Raw genomic sequence first — 24,332 nt, 5'->3', positions numbered from 1 at the left:
GGATTATCATGGAACGCAAAAGAGAATTAAAACAGCAGTTTAAAGAAACGCCCATTGAAGCAGGGGTTTATCAAATAAAGAATACAGTGAACAATAAAATCTTCATTGGCAGCACAAATAATTTAAAAAGCTTGAATGGAGTAAGATTTTCACTCGAAACAAACGGCTACATGCCTAATCGGGAGCTGCAGGACGAGTGGAATCAATACGGGAAAGAGGCATTTGAAATCGGCATTCTGGAGAAGCTGAAAAAGAAAAATGATCCGTATTTCAACGAAAAGGAAGCCCTGGAAAAGCTGGAAGAAAAGTGGCTGGAGGAGCTGCAGCCATATGGGGACAATGGATATAACAAGAAGAAATGACGTGTGCACACGTCATTTTTTGTTGCCGAAAAACTTACTCCACAGTCACGAATAGCTTTCTTATTATTGAATTTTTGGATGCAGTAACCATGATAATCGGGCAGCCTTAAAGAGTAATGAAAATTCTTTACGTAACTAATTTAACATGTTAGTCATATTTTGAAAATTCTGAACTAAAATATAACTGTATACAATTATATTTTAGGAGGTGGTTAAACTGAATAAAAAAGCAGCGGCAGTAAGAATTTCCGCAAAAGACTTCGCCTATCAGGAGATCAAAAATCGGATTCTTAAGTGTGAATATATGCCAAATCAGCCTATTGCAGAGGAGGAATTGGCTAAAGAGCTGGAAATTAGCCGAACTCCGCTCCGTGAAGCCATGCAGAGGCTTGAACTTGAGGAATTGGTAGTCAGACAGACGAATGGGCGGTTAAAGGTTGCACCTGTATCCGCACAAGAAGTGAGAGAGCTCTTTCTTATCCGCAGTATGCTGGAAGGCATTGTTGCAGCCGAAGCAGCAGAAAAATGCACAGAACAGGATATAAGGCATTTATCTTATTTTGCCCGCATGATCAAACAAACGGCTTATGAAGGTAACATGGAAGATATCAGCCATTTCGGGAGTCAATTTCATACGTATCTCTATGAACTAAGCCAAAACAAAACAGCTGTAAAAATACTTAGGCAGCTTAACGATCATATTATGCGTTATAGGAGGCTCGCTCATTTTATAGATACAAAAGAGACATCCTTTGAACATGAAGTGATTCTGAATTTTATAGTAAAGAAAGATAAACACAATGCCGAAGCTATGATGAAAAAGCATGTATTAAATTCTATGGAGAAGGCTGTAACAGCTATAAAACAGTATGAAAACAAGGTGAATGAGATTAAATAGAAAAAGCATATTGGGAAAAGGGGGATTCTATGTCGTATGCCATCATTGGTGCTGGCAACACAGGGCAGGCTATTGCAGGTTATCTTTCTTTACAAGGCGAGGAGGTGAAATTATATAGCAGAGACTCCCGAAAAGCAGAGCTGATTTCCCGAAAGGGACTTACCCTTAAAGGTGTGTATTCAGGCAAAGTTCATTTAAAAGCATCGGTTGATTTAAAAGAAGTAATAGATGAAGCTGAGTTTATAATTATTTCAACTACAGCGTTTGGACACAGACCGATCTTTAATCAGCTAAAGCCATTAATAAAAGCCAATCAGACGATTGTGATTTTTCCAGGGTATTGGGGAGCGGTCGAATGCAAAGAAATCCTTGGTGAAGAATTCGAGAAAAAGAATATCACGATAGCAGAGACAAGTGCCATGCCTTTTGTCAGTAAAGCAGATTATAACGGAAACGTCTCTATCAATAAAGTTAAGAAAAACGTTCAAATAGGCTCCATTTCACATTCCGCAAATACTCCAATCTCTAAAAAGTTCCTAAAAACTTTTCCGCAATTAACACCGACTAAGAATGTCTTTGAAACTTCCATAAATAATACAAATGTTATTATCCACACGCCAATTGCCATATTTAATGCCAGCAGGATTGACGCTTCAGAGGAGTTTCAATTCTACCCGCAAGGTGCTTCACAAAAAACCGTTTCATATATTGAAAAAATTGATGAAGAAAGACTTCGCATAGCAAAAATTCTAGAGATAGAGACTCAGGATACCTTAACTTTATTAAATGAATTCTACGAATCGGATTATTCAAGCTTATATAAAGCTTTATCGGGATTATTCCCTAAAGGCAGCGGACCTGTATCATTGGACCATAGGTATTTAATAGAAGATATTCCTTATGGTCTTGTTCCGATATCTGAATTAGGGAAATTGGCAGGAGTAAAGACTCCTTACACTGACGCCATTATTCAAACAGCTTCCTTGTTAATGGAAAGGGATTTTCGAAAGGAAGGAGTCGATTTTAAGGGGTTAACAAGGGAGGATGTGCAAGCCCTTAGAGGAGTTATTCAGTGAATGTAAAGTGTTCCTTAATCTAATAGAGGGGGTACTAAGATGGGTCAATTAGAAATGAACAATCCAGTTCAGCAGGTAAAGAATAAAATTACGGCTGTTGATTTGATTACCATCGTCATCTTCGCTGTATTGTATAGAGTCCTCTGGTATTTCTTTAAATTTGCAGGAATTGTTTTCCCATTCAATCATACATTTGTCTACTTATTTTGTGCATTTTGCCTGGTTCTTTGCTGGGTTATTGTCAGGCGGCCTTATGCATCGTTTTACTTTACCGTAGCCTGGTGTGCGATTAACTTTTTCATTCAGGGAGAAATTCCTGTTTACTGGGTTCTTGTCGTCATCGCTCCGCTGCTGCCTGAGCTCTATTTGAACATCAGCAGAAAAGCATTTAGTAATCCGGATGACATCTATTCAAGCACTAAACATTTGATCATCGCGGCAATCCTCTATAACGCCGTTTATGAAGCTTTTGTATGGTGGAGCATTGTTAGCGTGATGAAAATTCCTGTACCATTCCATTTGATGGGCATTGTCTTTGCCATTTCCATTGTTGGTATGGTCATCGGAACCGTGTTTGGGAGAAAATTTGGTACTCGGATTAAAGCTCTCATGGGCTAAGGTCAGCCCAATCAATCTTCGGGAGGTGTGACAAATGGCGGCAATTGATTTTGTTTCCAACTTGGATGAAGAAACTTGGGTGCATAAACTTGATCCAAGGGCAAAATTATGTTTAATTCTGGGCTTTGTGATCATTCCGCTTTTATTTATGGATCCTCTATATTTAACAGGAATCCTTCTATTGGGAATGGTGCTGTGGTTTTCGGCAAAGATCAAGATCAAACCGATTCTTCCTTTGCTGGTGACCATCTTAATTCTAGCCATGTCAGCAATCGTGTTTGCGACGTTTTACAATTACAATCAGCCGGATGAAACCATCTTATTTTCAATCGGTTCTCTTCAGGCAACGGATGTTGGCCTTTATTCAGGCTTAATCCTGGGATATCGGATTGGCATCCCCTGTTTTATGACGATCATAATCATTTCTACCACAGACCCTGCCCTATTGGCTAAGGGGTTAATGAAAATGAAAGTGCCGATTAATGTGGCGTTTATGTTCCTTGGCACTTTGCGATTTTTTCCGCTGGTTTTTGAAGAACTGACGAATATATCAAATGCCCAGACCATTCGAGGAGTCAATAAAAAAGGGCTGAGAGGAAGCTGGAATAGTTTTAAACTGGCTGTATTTCCGCTCTTAATCAATTCCTTGAGAAAAAGCCGGACAATGGGTCTGGCTGTGGAAAGCAAAGGCTTTAGTAAAATGGCATGGAAAGAATACTATCAAGATATGAAGTTAAAAAAAATGGATTGGTTTGCAATCGCCTTCACCATTATCTTCTTTGCTGGTGCCATCTATATTCGATTCATCCTGGGGCTGGGAGGATCAAATTCAATCGTCTACAGCTAAATTCAGGATCCCCTTAAGAAAGGAGTGAATGTATGAATGACAATCCTATTGTTGAAGTAAGCGGGGTCAGTTTTTCTTATTCAGGCACGGAAAAGAAAGCACTACATGATATAAATATGAAGATAGGTAAGGGAGAATTTGTCCTTATCTCCGGTACCAGCGGAAGTGGAAAAACGACTTTAGCGAAATGTCTAAACGGAATCATACCCCATCTGGCAGAGGGGAATCTAGCAGGAGAAATCGTTATCAATGGAATGAATACTCAGCGTGTTCCTATGCATGACCTTGCCAGTGAGATTGGTATGGTCTTTCAAAATCCAGAGGATCAAATTTTCTCCATCCGGGTGGAGGATGAAATTGCCTTTGGAGTGGAATGTCAGGGCTGCCAGCAGGAAGTCATTCGGGAAAGAGTTCATTACGCGCTGAAAAAGCTAAAGCTTGAAGACATTAAGAAGCAAATTACCTTCTCATTATCAGGGGGGCAAAAGCAAAAGGTCTCCATTGCCAGCAACCTGGCTATGCTCCCATCTATCCTTATATTGGATGATCCTACAACCGATCTGGATCCGGTAAGCAAGCAGGAAGTAATGGACATTCTAATGGAATTGAAAGAAGAAATTGATACAACCTTTATCATTATTGAACATGATTTAAATGATTTGATTGAAGCCGTTGACAGAGTAATCATAATGCACGAAGGATCTATTCTTTATAATGGGAGCCCAAGTGAAATCTTTTATACTTATTTTGATGAACTGAACAAGCTCGGAATCAGAATTCCAGATCATATCAGGCTGGCTAAGTACCTCATAGAAAATGGACACCAATGTGATTTTTATCCCATCTCAAAGAAAGAAGCATATGAATGGGCTAAAAAACTGCTTGTATCGGGAAAATTAAACCTGCCAAAACACAAGGTAGAAATAAATGATATGAATGAAGAGACTGTTGCTAAACTGGAAGCTGTAAATTTTAGTTACCAGAAAGGCAAGCAAATTCTATATGATATCAATCTTGAAGTTCAGAAAGGCGAATTCCTTGCAATTGTCGGGCACAATGGTTGTGGGAAGTCCACCTTAATGAAAAACTTAATTGGTTTGCTAAAGCCCCATCAAGGATCGGTTATCATCAATCATAAGAATACGAAAGAGCATAGAGTCCAGGATATCATATTGGATATCGGATATGTTTTCCAGAACCCCGACAACCAGCTTTTTTGCAACTCTGTGGAAGAGGAAGTGGCATTTGGACTGATAAACAGGGGCTACAGCAAAGAATTGGTCGAGGAGCAAGTCGAATTGGCCATCAGTACGGTAGGATTACAGAAAAAAAGAAAAGATCATCCGTTTTCGCTTAGCAGGGGTGAAAGACAGCGGTTGGCTGTTGCCACGATGCTTGTATCGAACCCCAAAATAATTCTGCTTGATGAACCAACGACAGGTCAGGATGAGCAAAGCCTTAAAGCCCTGTTAACGCTAATGAAAAAACTTATTGAAGAGAAGGATGCAACGATTATCATGATTACACATGATATGGAGGTTGTTGCGCAATATGCAAGTAGAGTAGTTGTCATTGATGACGGTAAAATCGTTCTGGATGGGCATCCGAGTGACGTATTTTTCAACAGCTGCCAAAAGCTGTATTCACTTAAATTAAAGCCGCCGATCATCTCGCAGTTTGCTGCAGATTTATCAGAAGAGGGGTTTCCAAAGGTTACAAATTGGAATATGTTCAGCAGCAATTTTATTAACAGTAAATCTGATAAATTCGGGAAGAAATCAATAATTTAAAAGTTGTAATGTTATGAAGGACACTGCGGAGTTAACGGTGTCCTTTTTAGTGTAAAAAAACAATTAGAAGAAAAGTGGCTTAGTGAACTGCAGCCGTTTGGAGATAAAGGATATATCAAAAGTCAAAAGAGCTGGCAAAAAGCGGGATGATTTAGTGAAAAGGATATACACAAATATTTGAAAATAAGTAATAATTCACCGTGAATAAATTGATCGCAGAAGCTATAATCACTGATAGAAATACCCCTTTTTTTCGGCAGCAAAATATCAAACAAAGGAGTGGCAGTGTTGGAAAGGAAAAGAATTGCCTATTGGGTTATCCCTCTCATCCTGTTCATTTGCTTTTTGGGAAGTGCTGTCTATACTGCAGGGCAGCCGGAAGCAGCGAGCGGTAAGAACCAATCCGCCCTAAAAGGGCAATATTATCTTGAAGACGTGGTAAAAATTTATGTGCCATCCACCTATGATGTTGATCAGCCAATTGATAATACTCCCTATGTGAACAAAACTTTAGAAAAATTTTCGGGAATGTTTGGAGGGGCAACAGCTGTTGATGGAACAGGTGCATGGCTGTCTGATGACGAGCAGCTTGTAAAGGAGAAAGTGACAATCGTGTACAGCTTTGCAGAGGATCTTGACAAGAAAAAGATTAAGGAAGTAGTTGCCTATGCCAAATCTTTAAAGGAAGAAATGAAACAATCATCCGTATCACTTGAAGTCAACGGAAAGATGTATTTTATTGAAAAATATATAAAAAAGAGAGGCTGAAGGTGTGTATCCTTCCAGCCTCTCTGATTGCTATTTCAAGGCTAATGATTCCTTCAGCCAATTCTTTCCCTCGACAAATCGGCTGACCATCATGGCCGAAACCGTATTGCCGGCTGAATTCAGAAGGGTTGCCGGTGCATCAATGATTGTAGAGATGACCGCGATGATCGGAAGTACTTCAGGCGGGAACCCGAACACGCTTAAGATCAGCATCTCGCCAATCATACCGCCGCCAGGGATAGCCCCCATTACAGCTCCAACCAGGAATGATACAGCAAGAATGGTCAGAATGCTTGTCATGCTCGACATGTCTTTTCCAAACAAGCTGAACAGGAAAACAATCTTAAACACTCCGCCAAGAACAGAACCATCTTTATGCGTATTAGCCCCAAGCGGAATCATGGTCTCAGCAATATCCTGCGGAACCCCCATCTTTCTGACGGCTGCAAGGTTAATCGGAATACATGCTGCACTCGAGCATGTGGCAATCGCACTGACTGAAGGAGTGATGGCATTCTTCCAGAACACCTTGACCCCATCCTTCCCGCCAGCCGCAAAGGCATACAGTGTAAAGAATCCAAAGAAGTAAATGAGCGTTAATACAAGATAAAGGACAAACACACGTACATATCCCCCAAGAATCTGCGGGCCAAGCTCACCAATGATGGTTGCGAAGTAACAGCCAAGACCAATTGGCGCATAGTACATCACAAATCCAACAATCTTCATCATGACAGCTGAACCAGAAGAAAGAAGATTTGCAATCGGCTTGCCTTTTTCACCAGACATCGCAGTTGCCAGTCCGAATAAAATCGAGAACACAATCAGCTGCAGCATATTATTTTTCGAAAACAGCATCTGGAAATCAGGCACCGTGAACGCCTGAACCAGCTGACCCAGGAACGTGACATCTTCTGCTTCAGGATCAACAGCTGCCTCCGTCATAATGCTCTTAATGGCAGAGATATCTGTGTTTTTCAGCGGATCCACAATAGAAATTCCGATGAAGCCCAGAATAGCGGAAATAACAGCCGTAATGAAAAACACAGTGAAAATTCCGGCCATGATTTTCCCGAGCCTTTTCATACCGCCCATATTCGCCAGGCTTGAAGCGATGCTGAAGAAGACGAGCGGGACAATGATCATAAACAATAAATTTAAGAATAAATCCCCAAACGGCTTCACAACCGCTGTCTTCGGGCCAAAAACCACTCCGGCAATTCCGCCGATCAGGATGGAAAGGAGCAGGAAGATGGTTAGTTTGTAATTTGAAAGAACCTTTTTCATAATGTCTCAACCTTTCTATATATTCCAACACTCTATTATATTATCAAATACTGTTATAAAAAAGGCTGTAGAATTATTTTTTTAAATTCTGTCTGATTCGCTTTTTCTGGATAAGTATTTCCATCTTTGACCAAGCACCATTTGACTTGAATCATTAAATATCTTACAGTTAAAACAACCAATAGTCGAAAGGGTGAAGAAAAGCACATGATCCTATAATCCTAGCTTTAGAGAAAATCGATATTTCAGCCTCTGGTTCAGTTCCGAAAATGTGTTGGAATGGGCTTTATTTATCGATTGTTTTTCTGAGATAGGATTAATGTGTGTGCTTTTTGACTTGAAAAGGGGCTGAACTAATCGAAAGCCTATTTAAGTCTATTTATGTGCTGCATTGCCTCCTGTCTCGGAAAAACGAGATAGGGGGCTTTTTGTTTTTGAAAAAAAATATTGGTGTTCGGAGGGAACAGTATGGAATTTAAATTACAGGAAATAGATCTTGCCAGTAAAGATACAGGTCCATACGGAATCGCTGTTTCAGACAAGGGAGAGGTCTGGTTTACACAGCATAAAGCCAATAAGATAAGCTGCATTGGGTTGGATGGGGGATTGACAGAATACCCGCTGCCGACACCCGATGCAAAGGTCATGTGTGTAATAGTGTCGTCAAAAGGAGAGGTCTGGTTTACCGAAAATGCAGCCAACAAAATAGGGAGAATAACAAAAGAAGGGACTATTCAGGAATATCCCTTGCCCCATCCAGGTTCAGCACCCTATGGAATTACAGAAGGGTCAAACGGAGAGATATGGTTTACTGAAATGAATGGAAACCGTATTGGGCGGATTAAGGATGACGGTTCTATCCATGAATACAATCTTCCTATTCAAGGTTCGTACCCAGCATTTATTACGCTGGGATCTGATGATGCCCTATGGTTCACAGAAAACCAAAATAATTCCATTGGAAGAATTACGGAAAATGGAGAGGTTACAGAGTTTACAATTCCTACACCAGCTTCTGGTCCGGTTGGAATTACGAAAGGCAACGATGGTGCACTCTGGTTTGTCGAGATTATCGGCAATAAAATTGGACGTATTAACACATCTGGAGAAATAACGGAATATGAAGTTCCAACCCGGAACGCCAGGCCGCATGCCATCACGGCAGGAGCAGGAAATGATTTATGGTTCACGGAGTGGGGAGCAAATAAGATTGGAAGACTTAGAGATAATGGGATTATTGAGGAGTATCCGATTGAAACTCCAAATGCAGAACCGCATGGGATTTCAAGCAGTGATGGGAAAACCATATGGTTTGCATTGGAGTGTGATAAGATTGGGAAACTCACTATTATGAATGATTGATCTCATTTTTTAGAGGAAATTTAATAGAGTATTCAACCCCGTTATAACTATTATACGGGGATCTTTTAATTGTGTTTTAAAAACCAAAACTAATATCCTCAGAAAAAATATTATAAGTTATTGTTGTAATTTTAAGAATATTAATTATAATAAAGTTGAGAGGTGATTCAGGTGTCAGTTAAAAATGCGACTGAGGAAAAAGTACTTACTCCAAGAGGAATTGAAACGCGTGAAAAACTGTTAAGAGCAGCTGAAGAGGTTTTTGGGCAGAAGGGATATTTTGAGACTTCCATCGTCAATATTTCACAGGAAGCCAAAGTCGCCCAGGGAACCTTCTATAACTATTTTCCTTCAAAGAAAGATATCTATGATGAGTTAATCCGCAGCTACAGCCGGGATCTGCGCATTGCGATTAAGGAAGGAATGGCAGGAAGTTCTACATTTGAAGAAGCACAGCGAAATGGCTTTTTTGCTTTCTTCAGCTGGGTCAAAAATCATCCTAATTTATACAGCATTGTCCAGCAGGCTGTCGTGGTGGATCAGGAGCTGTTCCGCTGGTATTACGGGAAGCTCGCCAATGGATTTTTAAAGAGTTTGTCTCAAGGCGTAGAGGCTGGCGAATTTAAAGACCTTGACCAGGAGACAGTTGCTTATTGTTTAATGTCGATTGGACAGTTCCTCGGTATGAGATGGGTGTATTGGGAAAAGAAAGAAGTCCCTGAAGAGGCATTTGATGCTGCAATGACACTCATCTTTCAAGGACTAAAAAAGTAAAGAGGGGGAGTTCGATGAAAGGGATTGCCTATTGGATTCAGAAATGGGCATACACACATCCAGATCGAACAGCAGTCATAACAGATAACGAAAAGGTGTCCTACAGGCAGCTGGATAGAATGGTCGATTCAGCTGCCGCGAAGATTCAGGAAAAGCTGCAAGGAGGAAAAGGGGAGCGCATCGCCATTCTGTCGCACAACCGGATTGAATACATAGTCCTCCTTTTTGCCATTGCAAAGGCAGAATGTGTGGCGGTCCCGCTCAATATTCGGCTAAGTGCAACGGAACTGGTTTTCCAGCTCAACGATAGCGGTTCAAAGGTGATCTTTGCTGAAAAAGAAAATGCTGAGTTTGCAGCCTCCCTTATTGAACAAAGCGAACTCCAGAGTATGGAGTTTATGGAGGACTTATACCAGGGTACTCAAACAAGCTTTGTGAATGAAAATACGATTAATGAAGAAGCTCCATACATTATCTGCTACACCTCGGGGACCACCGGCAAACCGAAAGGGGCCGTACTGACACAGAGCAATATGTTCTGGAATGCGGTCAATAACAAACTCGCGATTGATTTAACATCAGAGGACCGCAGCATTGTGCTCCTTCCGCTGTTTCATATTGGCGGAATTGGACTATTTGCATTTCCGGCCCTGTTTTCAGGGGGAACGATCGTCATTCCCGGAAAGTTTGAGCCTGAAAAGGCGATGTCGATGATCCAGGAGCATAAGGTGACCATCGTGATGGGTGTTCCGACCATTCATCAGGCACTGCTGACAAGTCCATCATTCCAAACGGCTGATTTAAGCGCAGTCCGCTGGTTCTATAATGGAGGAGCACCATGTCCGCGTGAATTAATAGATGCCTATTTTGATAGAGGATTCCTGTTCGGCCAGGGCTTTGGAATGACCGAAACCTCTCCTACTCTATTTATGCTTACAAAAGAAGACGCACCGCGAAAGAAGGGATCGATCGGCAAGCCGGTATTATTTTCCGAATATAAGCTGATCGATTCTGACGGTAAGGAGGTTGAAAAAGGAGAAGTTGGCGAGCTTGCGGTGAGAGGGCCAAATATTATGAAGGAATATTGGAACCGGCCTGATGCCACGAAGGATTCATTGAAAGATGGCTGGCTTCTGACAGGCGATTTAGCGAAAACGGATGATGAAGGTTTTCTTTACATTGTAGGCAGGAAGAAAGAAATGATCATTTCAGGCGGAGAAAATATATACCCCCTTGAAGTAGAGCAAGTGATCAGCCAATTAAGAGATGTTGTTGAAGTTGCCGTGGTTGGGAATGCTGATCCACTTTGGGGTGAAGTACCTGAAGCGTTTATTGTCAAACGAAATGGAAGCGCTTTAACAGAGGGGGATGTTATTCAATACTGTCAGGGGAAACTCGCAAAATATAAGATTCCGAAGAAGGTTACTTTTTTAAACGGGCTTCCGAAAAATGCCACGGGAAAAATACAGAAAACACAACTTTTAGTAAGAGGGTGAAATGGTGATCAGTTATAGTGTCGGCCAGCAGGCCTCCTGCAGCAAAACCATTACGGAAACAGACTTTGTGATGTTTGCGGGATTAAGCGGCGACTTCAACCCGGTCCACATAGACGGGGAATACGCCAAAAAAACGAGGTTCAAACAGCGGATCGCTCATGGTCTCTTAACATCCAGTTTATTATCCCAGCTATTGGGTGTGCATCTGCCGGGAAAAGGATCCATTTATGTAGAACAGACGATCCGATTTAAGGCGCCTGTTTTTATAGGGGATACCATTACCGCAAAAGGAACGGTTCAGGAAATTGACAGCGAAAGGCGAATACTGACTTTGCTGACAGAATGCTTTAATCAGGATGGGACACTAGTTTTGACGGGCACAGCCAAAATGATGGTGCCTGAGGATGGAGGGGTAATCTGATGGGAATTGGCATTAAAGCAACAGGAGTTTTTTTTCCTCCTGAAATCGAAACGGCAGCCGATCTGGCTGTAAAGACGGGAATACCCGAACAGGTGATTATCGAAAAGTTCGGTTTAGTTCAAAAGCACGTTGCAGATGACAGCCTGCATGCCTCCGACCTGGCAATTGCTGCGGGAACGCAGGCGATCGAAGGGATCGACCCGCTGTCCATCGATGTCGTGATTTACTTTGGAAGTCCTCATAAGGATTATTATGTCTGGTCAAGTGCTCCGAAAATACAGCATGAATTAGGGACAAAAAATGCCTATGCGTTTGAAATCATGAATGTCAGCTCCTGTTTTCCGATTGCATTGAAGGTAGCGAAAGATATGATTGCTTCAGACCATTCCATTCAAAATATTTTGCTGGTTGGGGGATGCAAGGAATCACAAATTATCGATTATGCTAACCCGCGCTCACGCTTCATGTTCAACTTTGCGGATGGAGGCACTGCTGCTCTGGTCACAAGGGATGCCTCCCAGAATGAAATACTCGAAAGTGCCATCCTGACAGACGGATCCTTTCATGATGATGTCCGAACACCGGCTGGAGGGTCCAAGCACTTTGCAAGCCACGAAACAGTCGAGAAAAACCTCCATTATATTGATGTAAAAGATCCGCAATCCATGAAAGAAAGACTTGATCCTGTATCGATTGCAAATTTTGATCATGTAGTTCGCGAAGCACTCCATAGAAGCGGTTATACTCCTCAAGATATGAAACTCCTATTGCCACTGCACACCAAACGTTCCATGTTCAAAGAACTCTTACAATCACTCGAACTTACAGAAGAAAAAGCCATTTACTTAAATCACCATGGCCACATGTCTTCACTCGACCCATGCATTGGTCTGCACTTTGCACAGGAACGGGGACTTTTAAAACCAGGGGATATTGCCGTAGCTGTCAGTGCGGGAACTGGGTATACGTGGGCTGCGACTGTTGTGAAGTGGAAAGGAGAGAAAAGATGAAAAGGATAAAGGGGATAGTCCTGTTCCTCCTTCTATTTTCACTTTGGGGCGGAAGCAGCGGTTTTGCAGAATCTTCCTATAGCTTTCAGCAGGCCTGGGGAAATGAGACTGATCCCGCCAACAAGTTCAGGACGCCGGTAGCACTGGCCAAAGATAGCTCCGGTAATCTTTACATGGCAGATATGGGGAATCATCGTATAGTAAAAATGGATTCCTCCGGCAAAATCCTGGGTGCATTTGGATCCCTCGGCCATTCACCGGGAGAATTTAATATGCCTTTTGGCATTGCCATTGATCGAGAAGGGAACATTCTGGTTGCTGATACAGGCAACTACCGAATTCAGAAGTTTGATTCCCAATTCAAATTCATTAAGAGCTGGGGAACTAAAGGGGAAGGGAATAATCAATTTGGGTTTCCTAGAGAAATAGCGATAGATCAGCAGAACAATTATTACATTACAGATGAATTTAACCATCGCATTCAAAAATATAATTCCGAGGGACAGTATCTCCTTACGATTGGATCCTATGGAAAAGGCGATGGGCAGATGGCGCTTCCGCAAGGCATTGCCATAAACAATAGTGGCGAAGTTTATGTAGCGGATACGTACAACAATCGAATTCAAGTGTTCGATCAGAACGGCAGCTTCAAGCGAAAAATAGGCGGTCTTGAACCTGGATTAGGCTCTTATCAGTTTTACCATCCAAGGGGAATCAACTTTGAGCCTAATTCCGGAGCTTTATATGTAGCGGACACCTATAATAACCGAATCATGAAATTTGATGCCTCTGACCGTTTTCTCTATACAACTGGTATTTTTCCTAACTTAGTGTATCCGAATCAGGTCCTGCCGGATGGAGATGGAGATTTATTTATTACCGATACAGGCAATAACCGGATTGAAGTCTACAAGGAAATAGGATTGAGCATCTCGTATAAGATGACAATCGGATTAGGCAGGTATGGTGACAAACAATATGCAGGACCTTACGATGTTCAAAGCGATTCAAAGGGAAATGTGTTTGTTTCTGATTCCTTTAATCATAGAATCCTGAAGTATAATACAAACGGAAGTCTGGTAAGTAAATGGGGAAGTATGTACGGGACAGGCGGACCTTTTGGCTACGGCAGTTATGCAGGTCAATTTTTTGTGCCGAGACAAATAGCAGTTGACCGTTATGACAATGTATATGTGGCTGACTCAGTGAATCACCGCATTCAAAAGTTCTCCAATTCAGGAACCTTTCTGGCAGCCTACGGATCTTTAGGAACATTAAGCGGCTTTTTTCAATTCCCAAGCGGTGTGGCAGTTGACAGCAAAGGCAATATCTTTGTGTCAGACTCTGAAAATAACCGAATCCAAAAGTTTAATTCCTTTTTCGTGTATATGAAGGAATGGGGCAGAAAAGGGACTGGCAATGGCGAATTCTCTCAGCCGATGCAGCTGGCGATTGATTCTAAAGACAATGTGTACGCAGTGGACCGAATCAACAATCGTGTTCAGAAATTCGATAACAATGGCCAGTTTATTACGAAATGGGGAACAAACGGAGGAACCGGCCACCTGGATCCATTAGAGAATTGGGGCGAAGAACCGGGTGATTTGTTCCTGCCTACAGGCATTGCCATTGATGAACAGAACCGTGTGTATGTGACAGATACTTCCAACAACCGTATGAATGTCTATGATGAAAATGGCAGATTCATAGAGCAGTTTGGATCTTTCAGCGGTGAGGACGGACATTTCTTTTCACCTCAGGGTCTTGATATAGACAGCAGCGGGAATATCATTGTCGCTGACGGACTGCTCCATAAAATTCAGTTCTTTAGAAAAGAAAATTAAAAAAGGGAAGTGAAGTGTAAGGTGAAAGGCATTAAGTCTGTTTTAACTCTCTTAATCGTACTCACTCTTTTATTCATTACCGGATGTTCCGGAGACACAGCAAGTTCAGAAGAAGATACGGTTAAAATTGGTGTTCTAGCCTCCTTAACCGGTCCTCTCGAGACGTACGGAAAGCAAACAGTTGCCGGATTTGAGCTGGGGCTCGATTATGCAACCGAGGGATCCAATGAAATAGCCGGCAAAAAGGTTGAGTTCATTGTGGAAGATACAGAAACAAAGCCGGATGTAGCAGTAAGAAAAGCAACGAAGCTGCTGGAAGAGGATGAGGTAGATTTCTTAGTGGGTTCATCAAGCTCTGGAGACACTCTTGCCGTCTTGCCGCTCGCTGAAGAATACGAAAAAATTATGGTGGTTGAGCCTGCTGTAGCAGATAGCATCACTGGACAGAACTGGAACAAGTATATCTTCAGGACAGGAAGAAATTCGTCTCAGGATGCTGTTGCCGGTGCGGCAGCAATCGCTGAAAAAAATGTGAAAATCGCGACCTTCGCACAGGATAATGCCTACGGCCGGGAAGGAATCGCCGCTTTTAAAGAAGGAGCAGAGAAGCTCGGTGCCACTATTGTGAATGAACAGTATGCAGACCCGAATTCCACTGACTTCACAGCGAATATTCAAAGCATCATAAATGAAAAGCCTGATTATCTTTATATCGTCTGGGCAGGATCCAATGCACCATGGAAACAGTTAAAGGATATGCAGCTGGAAGAGCAGGGTATAAAAATTTCCACAGCCGCACAGGACATTGCTTCCCTAAAAACGATGGATTCCTTAATTGGCATGAGCGGTTTTTCCATTTATTATCATACCCTTCCGGATAATGAAGTGAACGACTGGCTGGTGGAGGAGCATAAGAAAAAATTTGACGGTGAAATTCCGGATCTGTTTACAGCAGGCGGAATGACAGCTGCCATTTCCATTGTGGAGGCACTAAAGAAAACGGAAGGCGATAAAGATGTGGATGGGTTGATCAGCACAATGGAAAACATGGAATTTGAGACACCGAAAGGAACGATGAAATTCCGTGCTGAGGATCATCAGGCAATGCAGTCTTTGTATGCAGTAACTCTCGAGGAACAGGAAGGCGTAGATCATCCGGTACCGGTCCTGATCAGGGAATTAAATATGGAAGAAACCGAGCCGCCAGTCCGGAATGGCAAGTAAAAAGTCAAAATAGTTAGGTAAAAGGAGGGGCCGACAAGTTGGAAAAAATACTGGAAACAAAAAGCCTATCGGTTTCCTTTGGCGAGCATGATGTCATCAAAGATGTGAGCCTGGAAATAGAGCGAGGGAAGCTGACTTCGATTATCGGTCCCAATGGGGCAGGCAAGACCACACTCTTTAACCTGCTGAGCGGCCAGATCACCCCGACAAATGGAGAGATTTATTTTAAGAAAGATAATATAACCAAGCTTTCGGTACCTTTACGGGCGAGAAGGGGCATCGGCCGCTCCTTCCAGCTCACCAATATTTTTCCGGAGCTGACGGTCCTGGAAAATATCAGGCTGGCTATCCAGTCATCGAGCAAAGATTATTATTCGATCTTACCAAGGCTTTCTTTCATGAGCCGCCAGCAGGAGGAAGCAAAATTTGCCATGGAGCGGTGCATGCTAAGTGGCAAGGAAGATGTGCTGGCACAGGATCTGGCACATGGGGAAAAAAGAAAACTGGAACTGGCCATGCTGCTGGCTCTTAAAACAGAACTGCTTCTGCTCGATGAGCCGACGGCAGGCATATCGATTGAAGAGATCCCTGCGATTCTGCAAGTGATTGAGAACATTAAGAAGGAAGGCATGTACACGATTGTCTTAATCGAACACAAAATGGAAATGGTCATGCATCTGTCCGATACCCTTGTGGTGCTATTCAATGGAGAGCTCTTGGCCAGTGGCAATCCGAAGGAAATTATTAAGGATCAAAGAGTTCAGACGGCATATTTAGGAGGCTTGCACCGTGAGTCTATTAAAACTGGATAATCTGGAGACCTATTTGGGTCAATATCACATTCTTCAGGGTGTGTCCATGTCTGTGGAAGAGGGAAGCATCACCGTTCTCTTCGGGAGAAATGGCGCAGGCAAAACGACAACACTGCGGACCATCATGGGCTTTAACCCATCCACCACGGGTTCCGTGCATTATCACGATCAGAAGATCAGCGGAATCCCTACCCACCTTATCTCCAGAAAAGGAATCGGCTATGTGCCGGAAAATCAGGGAATGTTCAGTGCGCTGACAGTAGAAGAAACCCTGAATCTGGCCAAGGCAAAGAGCACAGGTGAGACAGAGGAAAAAATGGAGTGGATGTTGGAGCTCTTCCCGGATTTGAAGAAGTTCTGGAGCAAGAAAAGCGGATTGCTTTCCGGCGGACAAAAACAGATGCTTGCCATTGCCAGAGCCTATATCAATGGAGATGGACTGCTGCTGATAGATGAACCTAGCAAAGGACTGTCACCCATTATGGTGGAAAAACTCATGGAATCTATTCTGAAAATGAAGGAAAAAACAACGATACTGCTTGTGGAACAGAATTTCCTAATGGCGAGTGAAATCGGCGATTACTTTTACATTATGGACGACGGAAAAATAGTCCATGATGGCTGCATGCAGGATCTTAAGGAAGACAAGGAAACCTGTCAGAAATACTTGGGCATCGCGTAAGCAGTGAAGGGGGGCTGGAAATGGAAGTCTTTATTAATTTATTGGTCAATGGGGTTTCAACAGGGCTTTTGATATTCCTTCTGGCTGCTGGACTTACCTTAATCTTTGGACTGATGAGTGTATTGAACTTCGCCCATGGCGGATTATTCGTCTGGGGCGCTTTCTCAGGAGCGTGGATCTTTAAAGAAACAAACAGTTTTCTATTAGCGATAGCGGGTGCCGCTGCAGTTGGAGTGGTCTTGGGCTGGGTACTGGAGAGATTCCTGATCCGTCCTGTCTATGGGAATCATGTGAGGCAGCTGCTGATTACATTAGGCGGGATGCTGGTATTATCGGAAAGCATCAAAATCTTCTGGGGGCCAAACCCGATAAGGGTAAACCTGCCAGCGTGGCTTGAAGGGAGTTATCAGTTTGATGGAATCATCATCATAAAATACCGTGTGTTTGTGATTGTGGTTGGTTTGCTGCTGTATCTGGCATTATGGCTATTGCTCAGCCGTACGCAGATTGGACTTATGATCAGGGCTGGAGTGCTTGATAAGGAAATGGTTCAGGCGCTCGGAATCAATGTCAAGGGTCTTTTTACATTCGTATTCCTGCTTGGTGCCGGATTGGCTGCTTTAGGAGGAGCGCTATTGGCGCCGTATTCCGGAGTCGTTTTTGCGGAAATGGGTATGCAGTATGCCATACTGGCTTTTATTGTGGTCATCATTGGCGGAATGGGCAGTCTGCAGGGATCGGCACTGGCTTCCCTGATCGTAGGAGTAGCGGGAGCGTTTATGGCTTATTATATGCCTGATTTGTCACTGGCATTGAATATGCTCCTATTGGCCATTGTATTATTAGTAAAACCAACAGGGCTGCTGGGAGAAAAGGGGAGTACCGTATGAGAGGGGTATTTCATAAAGTGCCGCTGTACTGGGGGCTTGCGATTCTGCTATTCCTGCTTCTGTTTCCCTTTGTTAATGACTCCCGAAGCACACTGATTTTACTTGCACAAATCTTCATTTTTGCCATATTTGCGATGAGCTTTGATATTCTTTTAGGTTATACCGGCATTGTTTCCTTTGGTCATTGCATGTTCTTTGGGATCGGCGCGTACAGCACGGCTCTCATTTTTAATAAGCTGGACGCAACTCTGCCCAACTTTTTAATAGGATTGGTGATAGGCATCCTTCTGTCCGCTTTGGTTAGCTATATCATCGGGTTGTTATCCCTAAGGCTCAAAAGCCACTTTTATGCGATGCTGACACTGGCTGTATCACAGCTGTTTCTTGTACTGGCAGAGAAGTGGAGGGGACTGACACAAGGCGGTGACGGATTTACATTCAGTGTGCCAGATGTATTCAAAGACCGTACTTCCTTCTATTATATTACGCTCTTCAGTGTGGCTGCCGTTTTTATCCTGCTGAAGCTCTTTACGGAATCATCCACAGGCAAGGTATTAAAAGCCATATCCCAGAATGAATATCGCGCAGAGGCATTAGGGTATAAAACCTTACATTATAAATTGATTGCCAGTGTAACGGCCGGAGTGGCAGCTTCCTTCAGCGGGGCTCTGTATGCTGTATCGTTAAGGTTCATCAATACCAATGTCTTTTCCATTGAAGTCACGCTGGATGCCCTCCTGATGACAATGATCGGAGGACTGGGAACCCTGGCAGGTGCCATAGCAGGAGCGGGGATCATCGAATTTTTAAGACATTATCTTTCAGAGCTTGCGATGACTTACCCCATCTTTGAACGATGGACGATTATCCTTGGGTTCTTATATATAGTGGTGCTCCTTGGGTTCCCTTCCGGCTTGGCAGGAGTTATGAAAAAATTCACATTGAAAAAGGGGAGGAAAGAGAAGAAGAAAAGGGAAATGGAGAGGGCTGCTTAGGGTACTAAAAGCCATTTTGAGCCCTTAAATAATTTAGTAGAGAAAAACGCTCGGTCATCCCAGCGTTTTTCTTTCATATTTGTATTAGATTATAGTGGTGGATTCGCGACACATAAATTAACCCGGTCTTCTTTAGGTGGCCAATTCTAAATGACGGATCTAACGCTTCATCATCATATCGATAGGACTGTTCTTAAAGCAGCTTGTAAAACTTATTTCGATCACATATCGGTTTTAAGATTATGGGTTCTTCTAAGTGCGTGTTTCAGTTTTGGGACCAGGAAAAATGAAAAAGCCGTAACCGCCAAGTCAAGCGGCAAATAGGCCAGCATCCAGCCCCAGGCCATGCTATAGCTAAACCCCTTTGGTGCTTCTGCCCAAAGAATAAGAGCTAAGTACATCCAGTTGGTTCCAATTATGTAATTGCATAATATGCTTAAAAATCCTGCAGTAAAATAGTGCTTTTGTTTAATAATTTGAGAATCCCCCACTAATTTTCCAGAAACATAAGCAACAGCCACAAAAGACAGCACGAAACCGAAAGTAGGGCTTAATAACTGGACAGGTCCCCCTTTAAACTGCGCAAAAACAGGTGCTCCTATTAAACCAACAAACATATAGACAAGCATTGCCAGTGTCCCTTTTCTGCTCCCTAATACCGCCCCGCCCAAAATAGCAAAGAGAAGCTGGATAGTAATCGGAACACTCCCTATCATTAAAAAAGGGGATAGATTTGCGCCAATTGCCATTAGAGCTGCAAAAAGGCCACAAAGAACTAAATCTTGAGTGCTTAAAGCTTTCATATTAACCTCCTTAAGTTGTGTTAATTTAATTAGTTACTTAGTTAACAATAAGTTGAATATAATAGTCTCATATGTTAACTTTATTGTAAATATGGTTAACATATAAAAAGGGGGAATTTATATTAAAAGTCTCTTTATAACAGGTACAGATACAGATGCAGGAAAAACCACCGCTGCCGCTCTCCTAATAGCATTTTTAACAAAGAGAGGTACCCAGGTCGCGGCATATAAGCCTGTGCAAAGTGGAGCTGAAATCATTAATGGCAAGCTTTCAGCACCTGATGTGGAATTTTATAAACTGGCCAATCCGGAATTAACAGCTTCCTATACATATTTATTTAAAAAACCATGTTCCCCGCATCTGGCAGCAAGGGAAGAAGGAAAAGAAATAGATGTCAATAAGATAATTGAACATTATGAGCAGCTGTCAGAGGACAATGATTTTGTATTAATGGAAGGTGCTGGAGGAGTTATCGTTCCTTTAAGGGATGATGGATATAACATGCTTAATTTAATGAAAGATCTGGATGTTCCTGTTGTTATTGTAGCAAGGACAGGGGTAGGCACAATCAACCACACAACTCTTACAGCAGAGAGATTAATACAGGAGGGTGTGGATGTAAAGGGGATTATTATGAATCAGATGTCCATCGGAGATACAAAGATTGAGCAGGACAACATACAGATGATTGAACTTATGACAAAGCTGCCAGTAATTGGCATGATACCACATTTAGAAAATCCATCATCCGCAGTTGGTGATTCGGAATTTCTTGAGAACATATTTTCAAAGCTGGGCAATATAATGGAGGAGGACAGAAATGAGTGAGCAGGCAAATCTATTAGAAAGCAGCACAAAGCATCTATGGTTACCGTTTACACAAATGAAAGATTATGAGAGTGATCCGCTGATCATTGAATGCGGAGAAGGCATCATTCTGAAGGATATTTGCGGGAAGGAATACTTGGATGGCTACTCCTCACTATGGCTAAATGTACACGGCCACCGGAAAAAGGAATTGAATGAGGCCATAATGGAGCAGCTTGATTTAATCGCTCATTCAACCTTATTAGGAGCAGCTAATGTCCCTGCCATTCGGCTTGCTGACAAACTTATTGAAATTACACCGGAGAATTTGCAGCGAGTATTCTATTCTGATTCAGGAGCAACATCAGTAGAAATTGCCATCAAGATGGCCTATCAATATTGGCAAAACAAAGGAAATCAAAAGAAAAAGAAATTCGTAACCCTCACTAACAATTATCATGGAGATACAATTGGTGCAATCAGTATTGGGAGTGTCGATCTATTTCACCGTGTCTATGGATCCTTAATGTTTCCAACGATAAAGGCCCCTTTTCCGCTCCAATACCGCAGTCCTTATTCAGGAGAAGCGGAAGTTAAAGAACGGGCATTAACAGAGCTAAGAGCCATTTTTCAGGAACATCATGAGGAAATTGCAGCCATAACACTGGAACCGCTTATCCAGGGGGCAGGAGGCATGAATATCATGCCTGAGGGCTATCTTAAAGGAGTAGAAGAGCTGTGCCGGGAATTCAATATCCTTTTAATTGTTGATGAGGTAGCTACTGGTTTTGGCCGGACAGGAAAGATGTTTGCAATCGAGCATGAAGGCGTTCAGCCGGATATTATGACCGTTGCGAAAGGGATAACTGGCGGCTATCTTCCCCTTGCTGCAACACTTACGACAGAGGAAATTTATAAAGAATTTTATGGCGAATATCAAGAAATGAAGACATTCTTTCATGGACATTCATACACGGGCAATCAGCTCGGATGTGCGGTTGCTTTGGCCAATCTGAAAATCTATGAAAAAGAAAAACTCGTGGAACAGGCAGTAAAAAAAGCAGAAGTAATAAAATCCGAACTGGCAGCATTAAAAAGCCTAAAACATGCAGGAGACATCCGCCAATTAGGATTAATGTGCGGTATTGAACTAGTTCAGGATAAAGAAACAGGGAAACCTTTTCCATGGGAAAAGCGAATGGGCTATCATGCCACACTGGAAATGAGAAAAAGGGGGATGCTCACAAGGCCGCTTGGGGATGTAATCGTCTTTATGCCGCCCCTGGCGAGTTCTGATGATCAAATCAGAAAAATGGTTCAAATTATGAGTAATTCAATTGAAGCGGTGACTGAAAAAAAGAAGTCAGTGGTTTGAGAGGAGCAATCGTGTTAATTGTAATTGATTTCAGGAGATTTGTTCTCTAAAACTTCATCTCAAATAACAATACAATTAGAACGAAAAAACGCTTGGTAATCCAAGCGTTTTTTCTTTTTACCTTTGTCACTGATTAGTGGTGGGTTATCTGCCCCTAATTTGACCGAGTCTTCTTTAAAGTGGCCCATACACCCCAAAAGGCCGTGAGCCTACCTGGCGGTTCGGCAATGGGGCATGTTTATTGAGGGTGGTTGCAGTTACAATAAACAATCCAATGGTACAACAAACCTCTCCATATTCCTCTTTAAGGAATTACAAGAGAGGTTTGTTTTATAGGCTGCTCTTGGAGAAATATTTCCGGGTTTCTTCACGTATTTGATTTGGCAAGACACGATCAAGCTCTTCATTTAACCATGAAAGTGTTTTACTTCGCAGGAAATCACGCATTTTTTCTTCGGCTGAGAGCATAACTAAATTGATGGTACAAGAGGAGGGAGCCGAAGAACAGGTATTATCTCTATACAAATAACCATTATCTTTAATGTTTTTGCATTGAAAAATCGGCTTGGGACCTTCCACTGCTTCAATTACATCCCAAAAAGATATTTCTTCTGGAGATTTAGCGAGTTTATAGCCACCCTTTACTCCAGGAACGGAACTGACAATACCGTTCTTTGATAATTTACTGAAAATCTTTGAAAGATATGTTTCGGAAACCCCTTGGAAGGTGGAGAGTTCCTTTATTCCAATGGAGGAATCCTCTGTATGATCAATTAAATATACGAGGCAGTGAAGTGCATATTCAACCCCAATACTATACTGCATTACAAACACCTCTTTATAAATGAGATTCATTTATCTTAAGAATTTTTTATTTCTTTGTCAAACAGGGTCAATTGGAATCAATTAACATGAAAAGTTGTTTGACATAATAAAGTGTACAATTTATTATAGATAATATCAATCGCTGATTGATATTATCTATAATTGAAATTTCAAAATGCGGTTCAATTATTTGTTGAATCAGCTTATAAGGAGGAATTGATATTGGAACAACGAATTGATTATTACAATTTAGCACCAGAGGCAATGAAAATAATGATGGAAATGGAGAAGTATACGAAAACGACAGGTTTAGACCGTAAGCTGCGTGAACTTATAAAAATCAGGGCTTCACAAATAAATGGCTGTGCCTATTGCATTAACATGCATACAGCTGATGCGAGAAAAATGGGAGAAACAGAACAGCGTTTATATTGCATCAGTGCATGGAGAGAGTGCACATTTTACACCGAAGCAGAAAAAGCAGCTCTTGAATTAACAGAGCACATAACTTTAATCCCGGCAAAACGTGTGCCAGATGAGCTTTATCAGCGGGTACGTGAACATTATGATGAGAAGCAATATATTGACCTTGTTCTAATCATCAATCAAATCAACAGCTGGAATAGAATTTCAATTGCAATGGGGAATGTCGCAACTGAATAATAATTCTCCAACAGTTCCGTGAGTTCATAATTTGTCCATTTTTCCCTTGCTTGTCGTTGTAGCACAAGATCGTTTTTTTAAGATAAACTTACCTTCTAGTAAGTAAATTCACGGTGCACCAAAGATAAGGGCAAAGACCAGCGGTATAGAAAAAGTCATTGTCGAGCTCATAAAGGTTACCCTGAATGCAAAAGCTACTTGTGGAAATATTGAAGCCAAAAATATACTAATCCATTATAAAAAGGGGAGTTTTTAAAATGATGAAAATAGAAAAGAAATTGTACACGGCTACTGTAAATGTTCAAGGCGGAAGAGATGGGAAAGCCGTATCTGACGATAACAATCTGAATGTAGACTTGAGATATCCAAAGGAATTAGGCGGGGACGGAGCTGGAACCAATCCGGAGCAGCTGTTCGCTGCAGGGTTTGCCGCATGTTTCCAGGGAGCGATGGGCACTGTCCTTAGGAAAAGGAACATTAAAACAGACGGTATAAATATTGCTTCACAAGTTACGCTTGGCAAGGATGCGAACGATGGCTATGTGCTGGCTATTACAATGGATATCACTGTTAAGGGCGTTGAAACAAGCGTGGCAGAAGAAGTCGTTGCAGAAGCTCATAAGGTTTGTCCTTATGCCAAAGCAACTCAAGGTAATATCGAAGTAATATCAAAAGTTGTTGGTTAAACAGCTTCATGGATCA

Annotated in this window: 25 protein-coding genes; 22 read left to right on the top strand and 3 right to left on the bottom strand. The window is 42.1% G+C overall.

What is annotated here, in order from left to right; translation table 11 throughout:
* The first annotated feature begins 8 nt into the window (after positions 1-8).
* From AC0VZ9_RS16635 to AC0VZ9_RS16605, 7 genes are all read left to right on the top strand, one after another.
* Positions 9-362 carry a GIY-YIG nuclease family protein gene (locus tag AC0VZ9_RS16635; protein ID WP_009333830.1) on the top strand — a complete coding sequence of 118 codons (354 nt, stop codon included), beginning with the start codon at positions 9-11 and terminating at the stop codon, positions 360-362.
* Between the two features lie 208 nt (positions 363-570).
* On the top strand, positions 571-1,260 hold the full coding sequence (locus AC0VZ9_RS16630; RefSeq protein ID WP_342025563.1) for a GntR family transcriptional regulator: 690 nt from the start codon (positions 571-573) through the stop codon (positions 1,258-1,260).
* Positions 1,261-1,289: 29 nt separating this feature from the next.
* Complete coding sequence (locus AC0VZ9_RS16625) at positions 1,290-2,336, top strand: NAD/NADP-dependent octopine/nopaline dehydrogenase family protein (protein ID WP_256816261.1); 1,047 nt, start codon at positions 1,290-1,292, stop codon at positions 2,334-2,336.
* 39 nt (positions 2,337-2,375) lie between these two features.
* Positions 2,376-2,954, top strand: a complete 579-nt coding sequence (locus AC0VZ9_RS16620; RefSeq protein WP_256816260.1) for a hypothetical protein — start codon at positions 2,376-2,378, stop codon at positions 2,952-2,954.
* Positions 2,955-2,988: 34 nt separating this feature from the next.
* Positions 2,989-3,801, top strand: coding sequence for an energy-coupling factor transporter transmembrane component T family protein (locus tag AC0VZ9_RS16615; protein ID WP_256816259.1), 813 nt, complete (start codon positions 2,989-2,991; stop codon positions 3,799-3,801).
* Positions 3,802-3,833: 32 nt separating this feature from the next.
* A complete protein-coding gene (locus tag AC0VZ9_RS16610) occupies positions 3,834-5,591 on the top strand; it encodes an ABC transporter ATP-binding protein (protein ID WP_256816258.1) in 1,758 nt (585 codons plus the stop codon).
* 288 nt (positions 5,592-5,879) lie between these two features.
* Positions 5,880-6,359 (top strand): DUF3574 domain-containing protein, encoded by a 480-nt coding sequence (locus AC0VZ9_RS16605; protein WP_475396495.1) that lies wholly within the window; start codon positions 5,880-5,882, stop codon positions 6,357-6,359.
* A 30-nt stretch (positions 6,360-6,389) separates the two neighbouring features.
* Here AC0VZ9_RS16605 and AC0VZ9_RS16600 read toward each other — a convergent pair whose 3' ends face one another.
* Entirely contained in the window at positions 6,390-7,646 is a 1,257-nt protein-coding gene (locus AC0VZ9_RS16600; protein WP_009333832.1) for a dicarboxylate/amino acid:cation symporter, read from the bottom strand.
* Between the two features lie 468 nt (positions 7,647-8,114).
* Between AC0VZ9_RS16600 and AC0VZ9_RS16595 the strand changes: the two genes are divergently transcribed.
* From AC0VZ9_RS16595 to AC0VZ9_RS16545, 11 genes are all read left to right on the top strand, one after another.
* Complete coding sequence (locus tag AC0VZ9_RS16595) at positions 8,115-9,008, top strand: Vgb family protein (protein ID WP_475396494.1); 894 nt, start codon at positions 8,115-8,117, stop codon at positions 9,006-9,008.
* Positions 9,009-9,179: 171 nt separating this feature from the next.
* Complete coding sequence (locus AC0VZ9_RS16590; protein WP_071155541.1) at positions 9,180-9,782, top strand: TetR/AcrR family transcriptional regulator; 603 nt, start codon at positions 9,180-9,182, stop codon at positions 9,780-9,782.
* 14 nt (positions 9,783-9,796) lie between these two features.
* Positions 9,797-11,278, top strand: a complete 1,482-nt coding sequence (locus tag AC0VZ9_RS16585) for an o-succinylbenzoate--CoA ligase (RefSeq protein WP_009333835.1) — start codon at positions 9,797-9,799, stop codon at positions 11,276-11,278.
* Between the two features lie 4 nt (positions 11,279-11,282).
* A complete protein-coding gene (locus AC0VZ9_RS16580) occupies positions 11,283-11,699 on the top strand; it encodes a MaoC/PaaZ C-terminal domain-containing protein (protein ID WP_087944881.1) in 417 nt (138 codons plus the stop codon).
* A complete protein-coding gene (locus tag AC0VZ9_RS16575; RefSeq protein ID WP_341001644.1) occupies positions 11,699-12,709 on the top strand; it encodes a 3-oxoacyl-ACP synthase in 1,011 nt (336 codons plus the stop codon). The genes AC0VZ9_RS16580 and AC0VZ9_RS16575 overlap by 1 nt, the downstream gene beginning before the upstream one ends.
* A complete protein-coding gene (locus AC0VZ9_RS16570) occupies positions 12,706-14,553 on the top strand; it encodes a 6-bladed beta-propeller (protein WP_341001646.1) in 1,848 nt (615 codons plus the stop codon). The genes AC0VZ9_RS16575 and AC0VZ9_RS16570 overlap by 4 nt, the downstream gene beginning before the upstream one ends.
* Before the next feature lie 21 nt (positions 14,554-14,574).
* A complete protein-coding gene (locus AC0VZ9_RS16565; RefSeq protein WP_009333839.1) occupies positions 14,575-15,777 on the top strand; it encodes a substrate-binding domain-containing protein in 1,203 nt (400 codons plus the stop codon).
* A 38-nt stretch (positions 15,778-15,815) separates the two neighbouring features.
* Positions 15,816-16,589 carry an ABC transporter ATP-binding protein gene (locus AC0VZ9_RS16560; protein ID WP_009333840.1) on the top strand — a complete coding sequence of 258 codons (774 nt, stop codon included), beginning with the start codon at positions 15,816-15,818 and terminating at the stop codon, positions 16,587-16,589.
* Positions 16,567-17,271 (top strand): ABC transporter ATP-binding protein, encoded by a 705-nt coding sequence (locus AC0VZ9_RS16555; protein WP_009333841.1) that lies wholly within the window; start codon positions 16,567-16,569, stop codon positions 17,269-17,271. The genes AC0VZ9_RS16560 and AC0VZ9_RS16555 overlap by 23 nt, the downstream gene beginning before the upstream one ends.
* A 20-nt stretch (positions 17,272-17,291) precedes the next feature.
* Positions 17,292-18,161 (top strand): branched-chain amino acid ABC transporter permease, encoded by an 870-nt coding sequence (locus AC0VZ9_RS16550; RefSeq protein WP_009333842.1) that lies wholly within the window; start codon positions 17,292-17,294, stop codon positions 18,159-18,161.
* A 41-nt stretch (positions 18,162-18,202) separates the two neighbouring features.
* A complete protein-coding gene (locus AC0VZ9_RS16545) occupies positions 18,203-19,156 on the top strand; it encodes a branched-chain amino acid ABC transporter permease (protein ID WP_034296916.1) in 954 nt (317 codons plus the stop codon).
* Positions 19,157-19,377: 221 nt separating this feature from the next.
* Here the strand turns inward: AC0VZ9_RS16545 and AC0VZ9_RS16540 are convergent, their stop codons facing one another.
* On the bottom strand, positions 19,378-19,959 hold the full coding sequence (locus AC0VZ9_RS16540) for a biotin transporter BioY (RefSeq protein ID WP_009333844.1): 582 nt from the start codon (positions 19,957-19,959) through the stop codon (positions 19,378-19,380).
* 115 nt (positions 19,960-20,074) lie between these two features.
* Between AC0VZ9_RS16540 and bioD the strand changes: the two genes are divergently transcribed.
* Together bioD and bioA are read left to right on the top strand one after the other, a co-directional pair.
* A complete protein-coding gene (bioD, locus tag AC0VZ9_RS16535; protein ID WP_318871765.1) occupies positions 20,075-20,788 on the top strand; it encodes a dethiobiotin synthase in 714 nt (237 codons plus the stop codon).
* Complete coding sequence (gene bioA / locus AC0VZ9_RS16530) at positions 20,781-22,142, top strand: adenosylmethionine--8-amino-7-oxononanoate transaminase (protein WP_009333846.1); 1,362 nt, start codon at positions 20,781-20,783, stop codon at positions 22,140-22,142. The genes bioD and bioA overlap by 8 nt, the downstream gene beginning before the upstream one ends.
* Positions 22,143-22,472: 330 nt before the next feature.
* Here bioA and AC0VZ9_RS16525 read toward each other — a convergent pair whose 3' ends face one another.
* Entirely contained in the window at positions 22,473-22,967 is a 495-nt protein-coding gene (locus AC0VZ9_RS16525) for an RrF2 family transcriptional regulator (RefSeq protein ID WP_009333848.1), read from the bottom strand.
* Between the two features lie 222 nt (positions 22,968-23,189).
* Between AC0VZ9_RS16525 and AC0VZ9_RS16520 the strand changes: the two genes are divergently transcribed.
* Entirely contained in the window at positions 23,190-23,630 is a 441-nt protein-coding gene (locus tag AC0VZ9_RS16520; RefSeq protein WP_009333849.1) for a carboxymuconolactone decarboxylase family protein, read from the top strand.
* A gap of 257 nt (positions 23,631-23,887) precedes the next feature.
* Positions 23,888-24,316, top strand: coding sequence for an organic hydroperoxide resistance protein (locus tag AC0VZ9_RS16515; RefSeq protein WP_009333850.1), 429 nt, complete (start codon positions 23,888-23,890; stop codon positions 24,314-24,316).
* Positions 24,317-24,332: the final 16 nt, after the last annotated feature.

The organism is Cytobacillus sp. QJM3NY_8, from assembly GCF_056173585.1.
Note: the sequence above shows the minus strand (reverse complement) of the source record. Positions and strands in the feature narration are given on the sequence as shown.